Source organism: Marinomonas sp. BSi20584, assembly GCF_002792415.1.
Lineage (GTDB): Bacteria > Pseudomonadota > Gammaproteobacteria > Pseudomonadales > Marinomonadaceae > Marinomonas > Marinomonas polaris.
In genome coordinates this window covers 138083-153323 of the sequence record NZ_KZ454869.1, presented here as the reverse complement: position 1 = coordinate 153323, position 15241 = coordinate 138083, and the positions used below count along the sequence as shown (strand labels likewise).

At 39.5% G+C, this 15241-nt stretch carries 17 protein-coding genes; 7 read left to right on the top strand and 10 right to left on the bottom strand.

What is annotated here, in order from left to right:
• Positions 1 to 40 precede the first annotated feature (40 nt).
• Both TY87_RS02360 and TY87_RS02355 read left to right on the top strand, forming a co-directional pair.
• On the top strand, positions 41 to 1213 hold the full coding sequence (locus tag TY87_RS02360) for an MFS transporter (RefSeq protein WP_100185854.1): 1173 nt from the start codon (positions 41 to 43) through the stop codon (positions 1211 to 1213).
• 106 nt (positions 1214 to 1319) lie between these two features.
• Positions 1320 to 2885 (top strand): sensor domain-containing diguanylate cyclase, encoded by a 1566-nt coding sequence (locus TY87_RS02355; protein ID WP_232617046.1) that lies wholly within the window; start codon positions 1320 to 1322, stop codon positions 2883 to 2885.
• Between the two features lie 137 nt (positions 2886 to 3022).
• Here the strand turns inward: TY87_RS02355 and TY87_RS02350 are convergent, their stop codons facing one another.
• The 8 genes from TY87_RS02350 to TY87_RS02315 form a co-directional block, all read right to left on the bottom strand.
• Positions 3023 to 3922: a bestrophin family protein gene (locus TY87_RS02350; RefSeq protein ID WP_100185852.1), complete on the bottom strand. Its 900-nt coding sequence runs from the start codon at positions 3920 to 3922 to the stop codon at positions 3023 to 3025.
• Positions 3923 to 4211: 289 nt separating this feature from the next.
• Entirely contained in the window at positions 4212 to 4892 is a 681-nt protein-coding gene (gene yjjG / locus TY87_RS02345; RefSeq protein ID WP_100185851.1) for a pyrimidine 5'-nucleotidase, read from the bottom strand.
• 34 nt (positions 4893 to 4926) lie between these two features.
• Positions 4927 to 5487, bottom strand: a complete 561-nt coding sequence (gene yjjX, locus TY87_RS02340) for an inosine/xanthosine triphosphatase (RefSeq protein WP_100185850.1) — start codon at positions 5485 to 5487, stop codon at positions 4927 to 4929.
• Positions 5488 to 5570: 83 nt separating this feature from the next.
• Positions 5571 to 6668 (bottom strand): chorismate synthase, encoded by a 1098-nt coding sequence (aroC, locus tag TY87_RS02335; RefSeq protein ID WP_100185849.1) that lies wholly within the window; start codon positions 6666 to 6668, stop codon positions 5571 to 5573.
• A 3-nt stretch (positions 6669 to 6671) separates the two neighbouring features.
• Positions 6672 to 7586 carry a 50S ribosomal protein L3 N(5)-glutamine methyltransferase gene (prmB, locus tag TY87_RS02330; RefSeq protein ID WP_100185848.1) on the bottom strand — a complete coding sequence of 305 codons (915 nt, stop codon included), beginning with the start codon at positions 7584 to 7586 and terminating at the stop codon, positions 6672 to 6674.
• 53 nt (positions 7587 to 7639) lie between these two features.
• Complete coding sequence (locus TY87_RS02325) at positions 7640 to 8404, bottom strand: hypothetical protein (protein WP_100185847.1); 765 nt, start codon at positions 8402 to 8404, stop codon at positions 7640 to 7642.
• 197 nt (positions 8405 to 8601) lie between these two features.
• Positions 8602 to 9621, bottom strand: a complete 1020-nt coding sequence (sppA, locus tag TY87_RS02320) for a signal peptide peptidase SppA (RefSeq protein ID WP_100185846.1) — start codon at positions 9619 to 9621, stop codon at positions 8602 to 8604.
• 3 nt (positions 9622 to 9624) lie between these two features.
• Positions 9625 to 10269 carry an HAD-IA family hydrolase gene (locus TY87_RS02315; protein ID WP_100185845.1) on the bottom strand — a complete coding sequence of 215 codons (645 nt, stop codon included), beginning with the start codon at positions 10267 to 10269 and terminating at the stop codon, positions 9625 to 9627.
• Positions 10270 to 10336: 67 nt separating this feature from the next.
• Here TY87_RS02315 and TY87_RS02310 point away from each other — a divergent pair, with 67 nt between their 5' ends.
• The 3 genes from TY87_RS02310 (at position 10337) to TY87_RS02300 (ending at position 11965) form a co-directional block, all read left to right on the top strand.
• Entirely contained in the window at positions 10337 to 10753 is a 417-nt protein-coding gene (locus TY87_RS02310) for a MaoC family dehydratase (RefSeq protein ID WP_012069940.1), read from the top strand.
• 266 nt (positions 10754 to 11019) lie between these two features.
• Positions 11020 to 11325, top strand: a complete 306-nt coding sequence (locus TY87_RS02305; protein WP_100185844.1) for a hypothetical protein — start codon at positions 11020 to 11022, stop codon at positions 11323 to 11325.
• A gap of 46 nt (positions 11326 to 11371) precedes the next feature.
• Entirely contained in the window at positions 11372 to 11965 is a 594-nt protein-coding gene (locus TY87_RS02300) for a CBS domain-containing protein (RefSeq protein WP_100185843.1), read from the top strand.
• 88 nt (positions 11966 to 12053) lie between these two features.
• On the opposite strand, the gene tusA is transcribed toward TY87_RS02300, so the two are convergent.
• Both tusA and TY87_RS02290 read right to left on the bottom strand, forming a co-directional pair.
• Positions 12054 to 12284, bottom strand: coding sequence for a sulfurtransferase TusA (gene tusA / locus TY87_RS02295; protein ID WP_100185842.1), 231 nt, complete (start codon positions 12282 to 12284; stop codon positions 12054 to 12056).
• A gap of 18 nt (positions 12285 to 12302) precedes the next feature.
• Positions 12303 to 12899, bottom strand: a complete 597-nt coding sequence (locus tag TY87_RS02290) for an alpha/beta family hydrolase (RefSeq protein ID WP_232617045.1) — start codon at positions 12897 to 12899, stop codon at positions 12303 to 12305.
• Between the two features lie 187 nt (positions 12900 to 13086).
• On the opposite strand from TY87_RS02290, the gene hemN reads away from it, so the two are divergent.
• Together hemN and fnr are read left to right on the top strand one after the other, a co-directional pair.
• Positions 13087 to 14457 (top strand): oxygen-independent coproporphyrinogen III oxidase, encoded by a 1371-nt coding sequence (hemN, locus tag TY87_RS02285; protein ID WP_100185840.1) that lies wholly within the window; start codon positions 13087 to 13089, stop codon positions 14455 to 14457.
• Positions 14458 to 14478: 21 nt separating this feature from the next.
• On the top strand, positions 14479 to 15240 hold the full coding sequence (fnr, locus tag TY87_RS02280; protein WP_072839034.1) for a fumarate/nitrate reduction transcriptional regulator Fnr: 762 nt from the start codon (positions 14479 to 14481) through the stop codon (positions 15238 to 15240).
• Position 15241: the final 1 nt, after the last annotated feature.

The following is a 15241-nucleotide window of genomic DNA, read 5'->3' as shown; positions in this document are numbered from 1 at the left end:
ACTATTGTTCATTAATCTAGAATCAAATATCGGAGCTTTTATGCTTGCTTATCAATGGGGTATTTTTGCTATTGCCCTAGGTACTTTCGGAATAGGAACAACTGAGTTCATGCCTATGGGCCTGTTACCAGTTATTGCAGATGGCGTGAATGCATCCATTCCGGCTGCGGGTTTATTGATTAGCGCCTATGCCGTCGGTGTAATGATAGGTGCTCCATTAATTACTTTGTTTTTAACACGTTATAGTCACAAAACCTCTTTGCTTGCGTTAATGGTGGTTTTCGTCGTTGGTAATTTACTCTCAGCGGTATCTGTTAATTACGAGACTTTCTTAGTTTCGAGAATCATCACCAGTCTTTCTCATGGCGCTTTTTTTGGTATTGGTGCCGTTGTTGCCATGAATTTGGCACCTTTCCATAAAAAAGGTTCTGCGGTAGCGTCGATCTTTTTAGGCTTAACCATTGCGAATATTGTTGGTGTTCCTATTACTACTTGGTTGGGGCAAAATTTTGATTGGCGTATTTCATTTGCAGTAACTGCGATATTAGGTATTGTCGCTTTTATCGGTATCAGCCGCAGTTTGCCCGTTATGCCACGGGCTGAAAAGCCGGATGTGAAAACAGAGCTTAAAGCTATCATGCAGCCTGCTGCGCTGCGAGCGTTTGCGACTACGGTGATGTGTGCAGGATCAATGTTTACGCTTTATACTTACATTGCGCCTATCATGCAGACTTTGGCTCAAGCCTCGGATAACGCTATTGCAACCATGCTAATGCTTGTCGGCATTGGTTTTACGCTAGGAAATTACATCAGTGGCAAAGTAACTGATAAGTCACCAGATCTGGCTTTGTTTGCCTTTCTAGGCCTACAGGTATTGGTTTTATTACTGTTTCGCTTTACCTCAACGACGCTAATTGGTGCCAGTTTAACCATTTTATTATGGGGTGTTGTTATATTCGGTAGTGGGCCTCCATTGCAAATGCAAGTAATGAAAATCGCAGATCAAGCGCCAGGCTTAGCATCTTCTATAAACATTGGTGCATTTAACTTAGGAAATGCTTTAGGGGCGGCTCTAGGTGGATTGGTGATTAGTATTGGTTTCAGCTTTGATTGGATTCCAACTGCGGCAGCAGTTTTGTCTTTTCTTGCGCTTGTTATGGTTTGGTTAAATCGTCGTAAAGCTATCAATGTGCCAGAAGTCAATATCGTTTAATAAGTTGTAAAGAATATAAATCAAGGGGGCAAAAATGTGCCTCTTGTTTTATGCTAAAACCTACTATAAAACCGCCTTTATAAATCAATGTAATGGATCTACAGTTGTGACAGTATTAAAAAGCAAATTCTTAAAGCTCAATCGGCTTATTTTATTTTTGGCCTTAACCGCTACCATTTTAACCTTCATTAATAGCTTTTATTCGAACTATGAGGTGCAGAAAGAACAATTGGTTCTGCAGACAATAGAAGTGAATAGGGCTTATGCTAGTAAGCTGTCTGATACGACAGAAGTGTTTTTGAGAACCTCTCAGCAGCAGCTTACTTATACCGCAAACTCATTATTTAACAAAATGAATGATGGTTCCCACCTAAAAGAAGAGGCTAATCGCCTTAAATTTCAGACGGATAGTTTTAACTCTGTTGTCATTAGTGATGCATCGGGTTTGACTCAAGCTGCTTCGCCAGAAACGCTAGATTTAGTTGGAAGGAAGCTGTCGTCGGTCGGTAGTGTTGAGGCTCTAGAAGAAAAAAGAGCGCTTATAAGTAGCCCATATGTTTCTACTCTAAAGAATTTGATTGTTTTTCTTTCTGCTCCTGTCTTTGATTATCAGGGTAACTACCTCGGCTTTCTTGGTGGTTCTATCTACTTAAAAAGCCCAAATATTTTGAGCGAAATATTGGGCGAACATTATTATAAAAATGGTTCTTATATCTATGTGATAGATCAAGACAAACAAATTCTTTATCACCCAGAAAAAGGACGGATTGGCTCTTTCATTGAAGGTAATGATGGCATTGATGAAATAATAGCGACCAAAGAAGGTGGCTTGTTATTGAATAATAGTAGAGGGATCCAAATGTTGGCCGGATACTCCACCATCCCCAGTACTGGATGGATTATCATTACCCAAAGCCCTGTGGAGTCTACCTTAGTGCCGCTAACAGGTATTATGGAAAAAGTAGTTTTACGTACCTTACCTTTGGCTTTAGCCGTTTTTCTATTTATTTGGTTGTTTGCTCGAGCTATTTCTAAACCACTTCAGCAGCTTGCAGACAAGGCAAAATCGCTTGATAGTCCGACAGTAAATGAAGATATAGAAAGAATCGAATCTTGGTATGTAGAAAGTTTAGGTCTAAAAAAAGCCATGTTAAGTGGCGTTAAACTTATGCAAAACCAGATTGGCGATCTTAAACGTGATGCCGAAACTGACCCTTTAACCGGTGCAAGTAACCGCAGGGCGTTTGAGTTTAAACTTAAACAGTTAGCTTTGCTGGAAGTGCCATTTAGTGTCTTGGCCTTAGATATTGATTATTTTAAGCGTGTCAATGATAACTATGGTCATAGTGTGGGCGATGATGTTCTTAAACAGCAAACGCAAATATTGAACCGGTTTTGTAGAGATGGTGACATGGTCGCCAGAACTGGCGGTGAAGAATTTGTTTTGTTATTAAAAGAAACTTCTAAAGAAGATGCTTTCTTAGTCGCTGAACGATTACGAATCGCGATTTCAGAAGAAACATTTGATGCAGTTGGTCACCTTACCGTTTCAATCGGTATAGCAGCTTGGGCAATATCTGATGAAATAAGTGTAGAGAAAACTTTATCATTGGCTGATCAAGCTCTGTATGAAGCAAAAGAACAAGGGCGAAATCGCTGCATTATCGCTTGATCTAAATAGCATTAGATTTCGGGAAAAAGAAGAGGGTGTGCATGGTAATTCATGCACACCCTTTTTTGTCGAATCTCAAATAATTAGCTAAATGTGTTTTTTTATCTAGTCCATTAGGGGGGCATTAAATATAGCTTTTAGCTTAAAACATGATCAACAGGTTTCATTTGAGGCGGTAGATCAATACTTCCAAGAGCTCTATGAACATCGCGTTCAATGATTCGAACCATTGAATCGGTTGGCAAATCATTGACATCGTTGCCAAATGGATCTTCTAATTCATTGCCTATTGCATCTAAACCAAAGAATGTATAGCTGACTATTGTCGTAAATATAGGGGCCAACCAGCCTAATGGCTCAGCCATTGCAAATGGTAATAACAAGCAAAAAATAAATGTCGTTCTATGTAATAGAAGTGTATATGGGAATGGAAGCGGGGTATTTTTGATTCTTTCGCAGTTAGCCTGAGCTTCAGATAATCCTATTAACCGCCTTTCAAGCTCTAAGTAACGCCATTCACTAATGATCCCATCAGAGGCTAGTTTTGAGCATTTTTCACCAATATTACTTAAGATTGTATCCGCTGGATTATCGATAAAAGTGAACTTATCATCAGCTATCCATTTACTTAGGGAAATACTCTCATTATTGCCTTTTAATTTTGAGTTTAGAGCATGTGCAAAGGCACAAAGCATTTTTAAGATTTCCTCACGAGTTTGTGCATCTGATATCACAATGCTTTCGCGGCAAAAAGCGCGTACTTCAATGATGATTTTCCCCCACATTTTTCTGCCTTCCCACCATCTGTCATAACATGAGCTATTTCTGAAACTCATAAAAATAGACAACGACAAACCTAAAAGAGTAAACGGAATTGAGCTTACATTCTCGAAAGACGCAGGATATGTTTTTTCTAACAGAACAATTAGTGAGGCAAAAACGGTGATTAATAAAACACGTAAAGCGATGCGTTTGGCAATCGAACCCTTAAGGGTCGTAAGTATAACTATCCAATTTGGATTTGGGCGAACAATCATGAGGTAAAGCCTAAAGAAAGATTAAATAAACGGTTATGTGTCAGACCAAGACTTACTAAATTTACTCAGAATAAACATTCAGAGAGATGATTGTTTAACATTTCAATAGAAGGATGAATTTGGTTCGTGGATGATAGAGCCAGTGATGATGGCTTCCAAGCATTAGTAATCATCAGCTGAAAAATAGTCGTTATACGCATAAAGCATCCATTTACACTATTTCCGATAATAACATTTATCGGAAATAGTGTGCGTACATAGAGCTTTCCAAATCTCATAGTTTCTTATTTTATTGAGATTTCAACCAAGCCAGTAATTCTGGCAATGATTTAATTTGATGCGTTGGCGTAATGTCTTCAGGATGTGTTTTGTTGTTATGATTGAGCCAGCAAGTATCAAAGCCAATGTTATTTCCACCTAGAATGTCAGATTCCAGTGTGTCACCGACCATTAGTACATGATTTTTATTTGGCGTACCCATTTGCTCTAAAGCATGTTCGAAGATTTTAGGATGCGGCTTAGCAACACCAACAAGTTCGGAAATAACAACTGGTGAAAAATATGGCAGAAAGCCAGTTCGCTCTAGGCGGATATGTTGTAACTGTGCAAATCCATTGGTAATGATGCCCATGTTTACTTTGTTTTCATGCAGATGCGTTACAAGCTCTATAGCACCTGGTAATGTTTTACAAATTTCAGCCATGGAGTCTAAAAACTGTTTATTAAGCTCTTTGGTGCTTATGGCCAATCTATCGCTCCAAAGTTTAAAACGACGTGTTTGTAATTGCTCTGCGCTAATTTGTCCATTTTGATATTCTACCCAAAGCGGTTTATTTACAGCTTGGTATTCATCATATTCTGGTTGCTCAAAAGTTACGCCATGCTTAGAAAACATGTGTTTTAAACCTGCGAAATTATCAAAATGAAAAAGGGTTTCGTCAGCGTCAAATAAGATCCATTGATATTTCATTGTTTCAACTTATATATTGCTTAATTTATGTATATTAATAATGTTCAGGATGAAGAACTGGAGCTAACGCAAGCACTAATGCTTGGGTATACACGCTTTCTCTTGTAGCGGCATGGTTTGTAAATAAGCCGATGGCGCCGCCTTTTTGTCGAATGTTATCGGTATTAAATAGCTCATCCATCACTAGCCCTAGTTCTTCATTGGCTTGTAAGCGCTGATAAACCTTATTGGGTAGAGGTAAATTAGCTGAACGGCCGGTCATTAGTTCACCATTACTATTTAAAATGGCAACATAAGCAAAGGTCGCGGCGCCCTCCTCGAATTCATCGACGCCACCTTCCATGGCTACAAAGAAGTTCATGTCTGTGCTCGCGCTATGTTCTGAACAATACCTAGCACGGTTTTGTGCACCAAGGCGTGTTTCTGCTTCTGTCATCGGTTGATCAGCAACATCAGACGGAGTATGCATTTCTTCACAATGAATGGTGTGATTAGGAAATACCTGTGAAAAAGCCTGTCTTGCAGCATTTACTTTGACGGGATTAGTTGATCCAACACAAACTCGAATGACGGTGGAACCTAGTTTAGTAGTCATTTACGCCTCAATTTCAAAAAGTATAAAAATAAAAAAGCCGCTACGTTGTTAATAGCGGCTTGGTATTTAGACTATTATTAAATCTAAGCTTGCCCTTTAATAATGGGCGTTGGGCAAACTACATCGGCATTTTGTGCTCTGTGTCTTAACAAATGATCCATAATGGTCAAGGCTAACATTGCCTCAGCAATAGGTGTAGCACGAATACCAACACAAGGATCATGGCGGCCTTTGGTGATAACTTCTATTGGATTACCAGCACGGTCGATACTTTTACCAGGGATAGTAATACTGGATGTTGGTTTTAGAGCCATATGGACAACAATATCTTGCCCAGAAGAAATGCCACCTAGTACACCGCCTGCATGATTGCTTAAAAAACCTTCTGGCGTCATTTCGTCACGGTGCTGGCTGCCTTTTTGCTCTACAACATCAAAACCGTCACCAATTTCTACGCCTTTCACCGCGTTAATACTCATGATGGCTTTTGCAATGTCTGCATCTAGGCGATCAAATACAGGCGCCCCTAAACCAGGCATAACATTTTTAGCGATAACGGTGATTTTTGCACCGACTGAATCGCCTTCGCGACGAAGTGCAGTCATATATTCCTCAAGTTCCGGAATAGCATCGGGATCTGGGCTAAAGAAGCTGTTATCGTAGACTTGGCTTAAATCTTTGACTTCCAATTTGATTGGACCAAGTTGTGACAAGAAACCTTGGATTTCGATACCAAATTGTTGCTTCAAGTATTTCTTGGCAATAGCACCAGCAGCCACGCGCATTGCTGTTTCACGAGCGGATGAACGACCGCCACCACGATAATCGCGGAAGCCATATTTTTGATCATAGGTATAATCAGCATGAGCAGGACGGAAAGTATCTGCGATGTTGCCATAATCTTTTGAGCGCTGATCGGTGTTTTCGATTATTAAACCAATCGGTGTTCCAGTGGTTTTGCCTTCAAAAACACCAGACATGATTTTCACTTCATCGGCTTCACGACGCTGTGTTGTGTGTTTCGATGTGCCGGGTTTACGTAGATCTAAATCACGTTGTAAATCAGCTTCGCAAAGCTCAATTCCTGGTGGGCAACCATCAACAATGGCGCCAAGCGCAAGACCATGACTTTCACCAAAGGTGGTGACTTTAAAAAGTGTTCCAAATGTATTACCAGACATAGTTTATTTCTGCTCTTGTAATAGTTCGCTAAGTTGTTCTTTAGTTAGGATAAAAACACCGTTACCACCCTGCTCTAATTCTACCCACATAAAGGGAATATTAGGATAAGCGGCTTGTAAGGCTGTTTCAGTATTTCCTACTTCGTAGACTAATATACCGTCATCTTGCAGATAATGCGCGACTTGGGCTAAAAATTCATGGGTGAAATTGAGGCCATCTTCACCGGATGTTAAGGCTAATTCAGGCTCATTATGAAATTCTGCAGGTGCATTTTCAAAGTCGTCTGCATCCACATAGGGTGGATTACAAATGATCAGGTCATATTGTTTGCCTGCCAAGCCTTTAAACATATCTGAATGAATGGCATGAACTCGCTCTTCGACTTGATGACGGACAATATTTTCATTGGCAACTAATAATGCGGGTTCACTGATATCGGAAATATCGACTTCTGCATCGTCAAAGACTAAAGCTGCCGCAATACCCAAACAACCAGAGCCAGTGCACATGTCTAAAATATTCAACGGATAGTTTTTAAGCCAAGGTGCAAATTCACTTTCCAACAAAGATATGATTGGAGAGCGAGGAATCAATGTGTCTTTGGTAACTTTAAACGGTAGTCCCATAAACCAAGCTTCCCCTAGAAGGTAAGGCAATGGCTCGCGTTTAGTGATGCGAGTTTGAACTAGCTTAAGAATGTGTTTCTTTTCATTGTAGGTCAATGCGCAATCCAACATATCACGATCAAAGTCGAGTGGAAGTTTTAATGCCCCCATAACAAGATGAACAGCTTCATCCCATGGATTGTCTGTACCATGACCGTAAAACAAGTCTGCCTGTTTAAAGCGACTGAATGTCCAACGAATGAAGTCTTTGATGGTGGATAAATCACGAACGGCTGATTGCTTGTAGCTCATCTTCTCTTCTTAATTATGAATGCGCGGATATGGCGAGTAACTTATTATAACGGTTATTGTTTCGTGCCTCTATCTTTGCGTTGCATGGTTTTTACTGAGCTGGTTAAGGCATCGAGTTTTTTCGTCATTTCTTGCCACTTTTTCGCATCATTTTTTATTTTATTTTGTTGGTTTTCTTCTAGGAATGCTGCAAGTTTCGCGTTTTCTTCAGTGAGCTTAGCAATTTGATTGTCTTGTTTGGCAAGATCTACTTCTTTTTGAGCAAGGTTAATTCTGAGTTCGGCGTTATCTTTTTCTTCTTGTTTGATCTGGCTGGTTAATACAGAGTTTTGAGCAATCACTTCTTGGTATCTTTGCTCACTAAATGCAAATTTTTGTTTAAAGGTTTCTGCTTCATCACCTACTTTTTTGTGCTCTGACATTAATGAATCATATGCTGTTTGTAATTCGATTAATGCTGAAGATAAAGACATATAACCACTTCGTGTTGCTTCTTGCTTGAGTTTTTGGTGTTGCTCAATTTCGGACGATTTTTCATCAAGCAATTTCCCTAGATTTTGAGTTACTTCTCTTGAAAAGCGCTTAAAAACAGGAAGCAATACATCATTGAGTTCGCTTAATTCGTGTTGTTGCTGTTCTTTGTAGGCTTCTTCCCAGTCAGTAATTGCATTCAGGAAGGTAGTGTTTGAGCAGCGACGTCCGTCCTTTTGTAGAAAGTATTCGGTTAAACGAGGAATATTTGGGAAGCTGTTCTTTTCTATCAACTCCCAGCAGGCTTGGTGAATTTCTTCTCTTGCTATGTTTGCTTTGCGAGCCATATATCATCCTACTGATCGTTTAAGATTCAAATTAAATAAATTAAGTATTTAGTTTATCAAACTTATCTTTCTTGTAAAACAAGATGGTGAGTTACTGGCAGCTTTCATTTTTTTGCTTTGGTATATTTTAGACAATAAAAAAGCTCCCGCAGGAGCTTAGTGGTACTGGCTGATCTTTAATGTTATCAAGCTGATATTTATTGGATGCTGGTAGTGTTTATAACTCTTGTCGCCATTTCAACACCAAACTCTTTAGCTAGCTCTTTCCATGAATCTTGTTTCGGCTCATAGACAACAGGCTCTGCATCGGGGAAACGCGTGTCCAATATATCAGTTACGCTTGCCAAACCATCGATCAAACCAATCTTGATGGCTTGTGAACCAGTAAATACCATACCTGAGAAGACATCATCCGTAATAACAAGCCTATCCCCACGACCTTCTTTTACAGCATTGATGAACTGTTGATGAGTTTCATCTAATACTGCTTGCCATTTCACTTTTGCTTCTTCGGTCATTGGGGCGAATGGGTCAAGAAAAGCCTTGTTGCGCCCTGCTGTAAAAGTGCGTCGTTCCACACCAATTTTTTCAAGCAAGTTACTTGCGTCAAAGCCGGAGGAAATAACACCAATTGAGCCAACTAAGCTGGCTTTATCGGCGTAGATTTCATTTGCTGCTGAAGCTATGTAGTAACCACCGGAAGCGGCCATGTCTTCAACAACCACTAGAACCGGAATGTCTGGATAGTTTTGTTCTTTCGCGCGAATGGCATCGTAAATAATACCAGAATGAACTGGACTTCCGCCTGGGCTGTTCATTTCAATGACCACACCTTTTAGGCGAGAGTTTTGGTAAGCGGCATCAAGCAAGCCAACAAACTCAGAGGATTCTATCTCGTTATCAGCGCCAATAACGCCACGCATTTGAATCATGGCAACTATATCACCTTCTAAACTGACATCTTGAAAATTAGATTTTGCAAACCAACCACCAACTACCGCTAAGAAAATCGCGAGCGTGGTAAAGCGAAAGAAGATTCTCCAGCGTCTAGTGCGACGCTTCTCGATAAGATTCTCACTGAGTGTTTTCTCTAGTAATGACCAAATCTCTTTATTTGGGTCAGTACTATCTTTTTCGATCTTCTTCCCTGTGCGTGTATGTTCGCTTGAGGTTTCACTAAGTGACTGCTTGCGATCTTCGTCTTCTGTCCAGCTCATTTGTTATAGCCCTAAAATATTTGATAATTGATTGAAATCGTTTATTAGCGCATGCGGTTGGCAAGCTCTTAATCGTTCTTCTTGATGTGCACCATAAGTTACTCCAATGCTTTTCATTCCAGCACTTGTTGCCATGTTTAAATCATATTCTGTATCGCCAATCATGATGGCATGTTCAGGCAAAAGATTTAGCTCAGCTAGTATTTGCTCCAGCATTAACGGGTGTGGTTTCGATATGGCTTCATCGGCACAGCGGGATGCGACAAAGTAATCTCTTGTATTAGTTAGAGACATTACTCTTTCAAGCCCTCGACGACTTTTACCCGTGGCTACCGCCATTTTTATACCTGCAGATTGCAGTTTATTTAATACGCCTATAACTCCGGGATAAGCTAATGGCGGCGTTTGATCTAATGCTACATAAATAGTCTTGTAGTGCTCGATAATTGTATTTTGTTTATTTAAAGATAACTCTGGCCAAACCGTATCTACGGCTTTATCGAGAGATAAACCAATGATATTTTTTATATCATCTTTTGCTCTTGTTGGTGCTCTTGCCAAGTGGCCAGCCTGCAACATGCTATGACATATATTGTCGATGGAGTCGAATAAGGTACCGTCCCAATCAAAAATTACCAACTTAACCATAGATACCTCTTAAGAATAGTCCGGCGAGAGTGTACCATAACCGAAAATGACTAAATAAGGATTGGTAATGACTACAGGCTATACATTAGAGCAACTTTCAATTGATCAAAGTGTTGAATATCGCAAAGTGGTTACACAAGCAGATGTACAAGCTTTTGCTGATGTAACAGGTGATACAAACCCTGTTCATTTAGATGCTGAATATGCAGCAACGACTTCTTTCGGTCAGCCAATTGCCCATGGCATGCTGACAGCTGGCTTTATCTCAGCAGCGATAGGTACTCAATTGCCAGGACCTGGCTGTATTTATTTAGAGCAAACGCTAAAGTTCCGCTCTCCGGTTTTTGTTGGTCAAGAAGTGGTTACGACTGTAACGGTTACTGATATCAATGAACGTCGTCGCCGTGCAACACTAAAAACAGTGTGCGAGTGTGACGGTAAAGTGGTTGTAACAGGTGAAGCAACCATTATGCTGCCGGCATAAAAAGTGAGCAATGATAATAAAAAGCATTAACCCATAGCTGGTAATGCTTTTTCGTATTTGTTATGGCGACGAGAATATGTGCCAATTTTATCAATGCCATGGCCAAATATTTTTTTATGTATCTTTAATCATGGCTCCCTTATTTGCATCACAATTGTTAGACAAAGTGTCTGATCGTGAAAAAATGCGGCATTTTGTAAAAAAGGCTGGGATTTAGGCAGGAGCAAGCCTATATTTATTAGACAAAACAAGGATTAGGTGTTGCCATGAAAATTCAATTACTAATGATCATTACCGTGATTATATCGTCTTTATTGACGATATCTCAGCGCGCCAATGCTCAAGAAGTAAATCAATTTCGCTGGCTAGAACCTACTGTAGAGCAAAGATGTGATGAAGTCGTTGTCCCAGATCAAGATAATGGAGCAGATAGCGGCTTTATTGTATTTATTCCATTTCGGACTCATCCCTCAGCTTTAACTCCAACGCCTTTTCTAAATTATCGCTTACCTGTTATTGCTAAAATTAGTAGTAGCATCAATCCAAGAGCCCCACCGTTTTCACTGATATAACTCACCCACGCTTTAGCTATTTTATTTTTTACACTGGGGATTAATCATGAAAACACTAACTTATGTATCTACAAAAGACGTTAACCAACTAACTTGGCCTGCAACTACAGAAAATATAAACCTTTATTCTTCTGCTTTATCAGTCTTTACTGATTTTCAAACGGCCGGCCCACGCGTAATTGAATCAAATACTCGTGCAGATGAGCTTGTTCAGTTGATGAGAAAAGAACATGTACGCATGAAAATCGTAGTCGATGCAGATAATCGCTTTGTTGGCGTTATTAGTCTTGAAGACTTGTCTGAAGATGTCTTCATTAAACAGGTAGCAAATGGTTTTCAACGTTCAGAATTGATGGTTGCAGATTTGATGAGAGCTAAAGAAGTGTTACTTGCTCTATCGTATACATCTCTTAAGCATTCAGATATTGAATCACTTTTGTTTAGTCAGCGTAACAATAAGCTGCAGCATTTGCTTGTTATTGATGAAGATACCAAGGCTATTCGTGGTTTGATTTCATCTAACGATGTTGCTCGCCAGCTTCGATTGGATATTGATGTTGCTTTCTCTAGTTTTGCGCATACTTACCAAAGCGCTATTCTTGGTCAAAAAGAGCCTACAAAAAAGCTAAAGGTAGCTTAATTCACGATCAACTTTTAGCGCTAGTTACTTAAAAGAAGCCCAGATTATTAGATAATCTGGGCTTCTTTTTGTTTGCTCTTGTTTCTTATTAGCCTTTCTTTTCGATCCAATAGTAATAAATCTCCCCTTCTTGATCTTGTCGAATAAGCTTGTGGCCAAGAAATTGGCAGAACTTTGGAATATCTCTTGTCGTTGATGGATCAGTCGCAATGACTTTTAGCACCTCCTTCGCAGCCAGTTTTCGCATCTCTACATGAAGCATCATTACGGGTTCAGGGCAAAGTAAATCTGTTGCATCAAGCTGAGCTTGGTGTTCCATAATATTTCTCTCAATAGGTTAAGCTTCGGTTTCGATATTCTTCTCTAGCCAGTTTTTCGTGTGAATAGCTATTTCTAAAACAGTGTCTTCTATACTTTTATTGTATTTTTTTAGCGTTTTAAAGTCATGGTCCGCACCTTCTATCCAAAGAATATTCACATTGTCAGGCAATATTTGCTTACTAACCCAATCGTACGAACCTAATTGATCTCTTGTGCCTTGAATAATCAAACATGGTGCTTTTAGTTCAGCAAGAAACGATAATCTATTTTTTTCGGGCTTTCCGGCTGGGTAGAAAGGAAAACCGAAACATACTACAGCTTTCACCATGGGTAGATGTGTTAGTTGTGTAGCTACTCGACCTCCCATGGATTTCCCAGCAACAATACAGCTATTCTCATCCACAATATGCTCAGCAAATTCAGGAACAAGGGTGTTAAATCTAGGTGGTGGCCTTTTCTTTCCTAAACGCTCTTGCTCTTGCATATATGAAAAAGTTACTGGTATCGCAGCTTGCTGTCTTTGCTCGGATATTGCGTCACAAAGTTGCTTTAAAAAGGTGTGATTGTGACCAGCACCAGCACCGTGGGCGAGGTATAAAGGGAGAGAATTCATGTTCATAGTTTTCAAAAAAAACGCTATTAGACCAGATTAGATCGATGGTTAGAACCTTGCTAGATGCATTATTACCAACAACATAGAGAAAGGTTTTAGTTGCAGTATGAAAATCCTTGATCTGGGTCAGCAAATGGCTTTTCACTAAAGTGTAAACTCCTATTAGAAATTTTAATAGGAACACATCATGATTTGGGATTCTTCACTTATCGCTAAGTACGATCTATCTGGGCCTCGTTATACATCTTACCCAACGGCACCGCAATTTGACTCAAGTATTAGTAAAATTGCGCTTATTGATAAGATGTTAACGCCTTCCGAAGCGCCTCTTAGTTTGTATTTTCATATTCCGTTTTGCGCTCACCTTTGTTACTACTGCGCCTGTAATAAGATTGTGACTAAGCAGTACGATAAAGGCGCCGAATACGTTGAACTACTCGGCGAAGAAATGAGATTACGCAGCCTTATGCTTGATCACTCAAGAGAAGTTACGCAGTTACATTTTGGTGGTGGCACCCCTACTTTTTTGACCGAAGAATTAATTGAGGTGCTATTTGATAATATTCAGCAACACTTCAATTTAATTAATGACGGAACGCAAGATTACAGCATTGAAATAGATCCTAGAGAAATAAGTCGATCTAAGCTGAAGTTATTAACTGAAAAGGGAATTAACCGAATTAGTATTGGTGTGCAAGACTTTGACATCAAGGTACAAGAGGCCATCCATCGTGTTCAACCCGTTAAAATGGTTGCAGATCTTGTAAAAGATGCTCGTGAATTAGACATTAAGTCAATTAATTTTGATCTAATTTATGGCTTGCCATATCAATCTATAGAAGGCTTTAGAGAGACTTTGGCGCAAGTGATTGAATTATCACCAGAGCGAATTTCGCTGTTCAATTACGCTCATTTACCTGATCGATTCCGTGCTCAAAGACTGATTTCAGATGATAGTTTGCCCGTATCAAGTATGAAACTTGATTTGTTGAAAATGAGTATTGAGTATTTGATAGCTGCTGGTTATGAATATATCGGCATGGATCATTTTGCAAAATCAACTGATAGCTTGGCGATAGCTCAAAAACAAGGCAAGCTACAGCGTAACTTTCAGGGCTATACAACACATGCTGGCACAGATTTGGTCGCATTTGGCGTTTCTGCTATTAGTGATTTAAATGGTGTTTATATTCAGAACCATACTGACTTATCAATTTATAGGAGTAGTATTGAGAAAGGTCAATTAGCTATAGCTAAAGGGTATATTAGTGATCTAGATGACAGAATTCGACATCAAGTTATAATGACGCTAATTTCTCAATTTGAGTTGAACACTGCCATTATTGAGCAAAAATATAATATTAGCTTCTTCGAGTACTTTTTTGAAGAGATGGAAAATCTAACTCCCATGACTAAAGATGGTATGTTAGATATTGATCGTAGTGGAATGCAGACCACTATTAAAGTTACAGAGCGCGGTAGATTATTAATTCGCTGTATTTGTATGGTTTTTGATAAATATCTCAACGGCGCCATAAAATACTCTAAAGTTATATAGATCGAGATCAGGGAGATTCACATGTCATTGACACACACACAGTCACGATTCAACAGTACGCTTACTTCGCAATGCCAGAACTGTAGCTTAAGCGCCCTTTGCCTTCCAATAGCATTAGCTGATGAAGATATTAATAAATTAGATCAAATAATAGAGCGTAAGAAACCACTAAAAAAGGGCGAGTTTTTGTTTCGCCAAGGCGAAGCGTTTGATTCAGTTTATGCTGTACGCTCTGGCACTTTAAAAACATTCAATATTACGTCCGTCGGCGAAGAGCAAATTACAGGCTTTTATTGCCCCAGTGAATTAGTCGGTTTAAGCGGGATTGATTCAAACGTCTACCCTGTTTCTGCAAAGGCACTGGAAACAACAACAGTGTGCGAGATTCCATTTAGTCATCTTGAAGAGCTGTCTTCTCATATCCCTTCTTTGAAGCATCAGATATTTAAGGTGATGAGCCGTAAAATATCCGACGACCAACAGATGATGGTATTGTTAGGGAAAAAGAATGCTGATGAGAAAGTTGCTTCTTTCCTTTTGAATCTATCTAATCGTTTCAAAAAGCGTGGTTATTCAGCGAGCTCTTTTCGTTTATCTATGTCGCGCGGGGAAATTGGTAACTACCTTGGATTGGCAGTTGAAACTGTTAGTCGTGTCATCACCCGTTTTCAAAAAAATGAGTTAATACATGTTGATGGCAAGGAAATAGAAATAATCGACTTCCCTGAAATGCAAAAACTCGTTGGGGTTGCTAGTGATTGTGGTAAAATCGCCCGCATTTGAT

Coding starts and splice junctions, on each gene's coding strand:
- aroC (WP_100185849.1), bottom strand. CDS start 6,668: ATGTCTGGTAATACATTTGGAACACTTTTTAAAGTCACCACCTTTGGT.
- TY87_RS02305 (WP_100185844.1), top strand. CDS start 11,020: ATGAAAATTCAATTACTAATGATCATTACCGTGATTATATCGTCTTTA.
- TY87_RS02360 (WP_100185854.1), top strand. CDS start 41: ATGCTTGCTTATCAATGGGGTATTTTTGCTATTGCCCTAGGTACTTTC.
- prmB (WP_100185848.1), bottom strand. CDS start 7,586: ATGAGCTACAAGCAATCAGCCGTTCGTGATTTATCCACCATCAAAGAC.
- TY87_RS02350 (WP_100185852.1), bottom strand. CDS start 3,922: ATGATTGTTCGCCCAAATCCAAATTGGATAGTTATACTTACGACCCTT.
- yjjX (WP_100185850.1), bottom strand. CDS start 5,487: ATGACTACTAAACTAGGTTCCACCGTCATTCGAGTTTGTGTTGGATCA.
- fnr (WP_072839034.1), top strand. CDS start 14,479: ATGTCATTGACACACACACAGTCACGATTCAACAGTACGCTTACTTCG.
- TY87_RS02310 (WP_012069940.1), top strand. CDS start 10,337: ATGACTACAGGCTATACATTAGAGCAACTTTCAATTGATCAAAGTGTT.
- TY87_RS02315 (WP_100185845.1), bottom strand. CDS start 10,269: ATGGTTAAGTTGGTAATTTTTGATTGGGACGGTACCTTATTCGACTCC.
- sppA (WP_100185846.1), bottom strand. CDS start 9,621: ATGAGCTGGACAGAAGACGAAGATCGCAAGCAGTCACTTAGTGAAACC.
- TY87_RS02290 (WP_232617045.1), bottom strand. CDS start 12,899: ATGAATTCTCTCCCTTTATACCTCGCCCACGGTGCTGGTGCTGGTCAC.
- TY87_RS02325 (WP_100185847.1), bottom strand. CDS start 8,404: ATGGCTCGCAAAGCAAACATAGCAAGAGAAGAAATTCACCAAGCCTGC.
- tusA (WP_100185842.1), bottom strand. CDS start 12,284: ATGGAACACCAAGCTCAGCTTGATGCAACAGATTTACTTTGCCCTGAA.
- TY87_RS02300 (WP_100185843.1), top strand. CDS start 11,372: ATGAAAACACTAACTTATGTATCTACAAAAGACGTTAACCAACTAACT.
- yjjG (WP_100185851.1), bottom strand. CDS start 4,892: ATGAAATATCAATGGATCTTATTTGACGCTGACGAAACCCTTTTTCAT.
- hemN (WP_100185840.1), top strand. CDS start 13,087: ATGATTTGGGATTCTTCACTTATCGCTAAGTACGATCTATCTGGGCCT.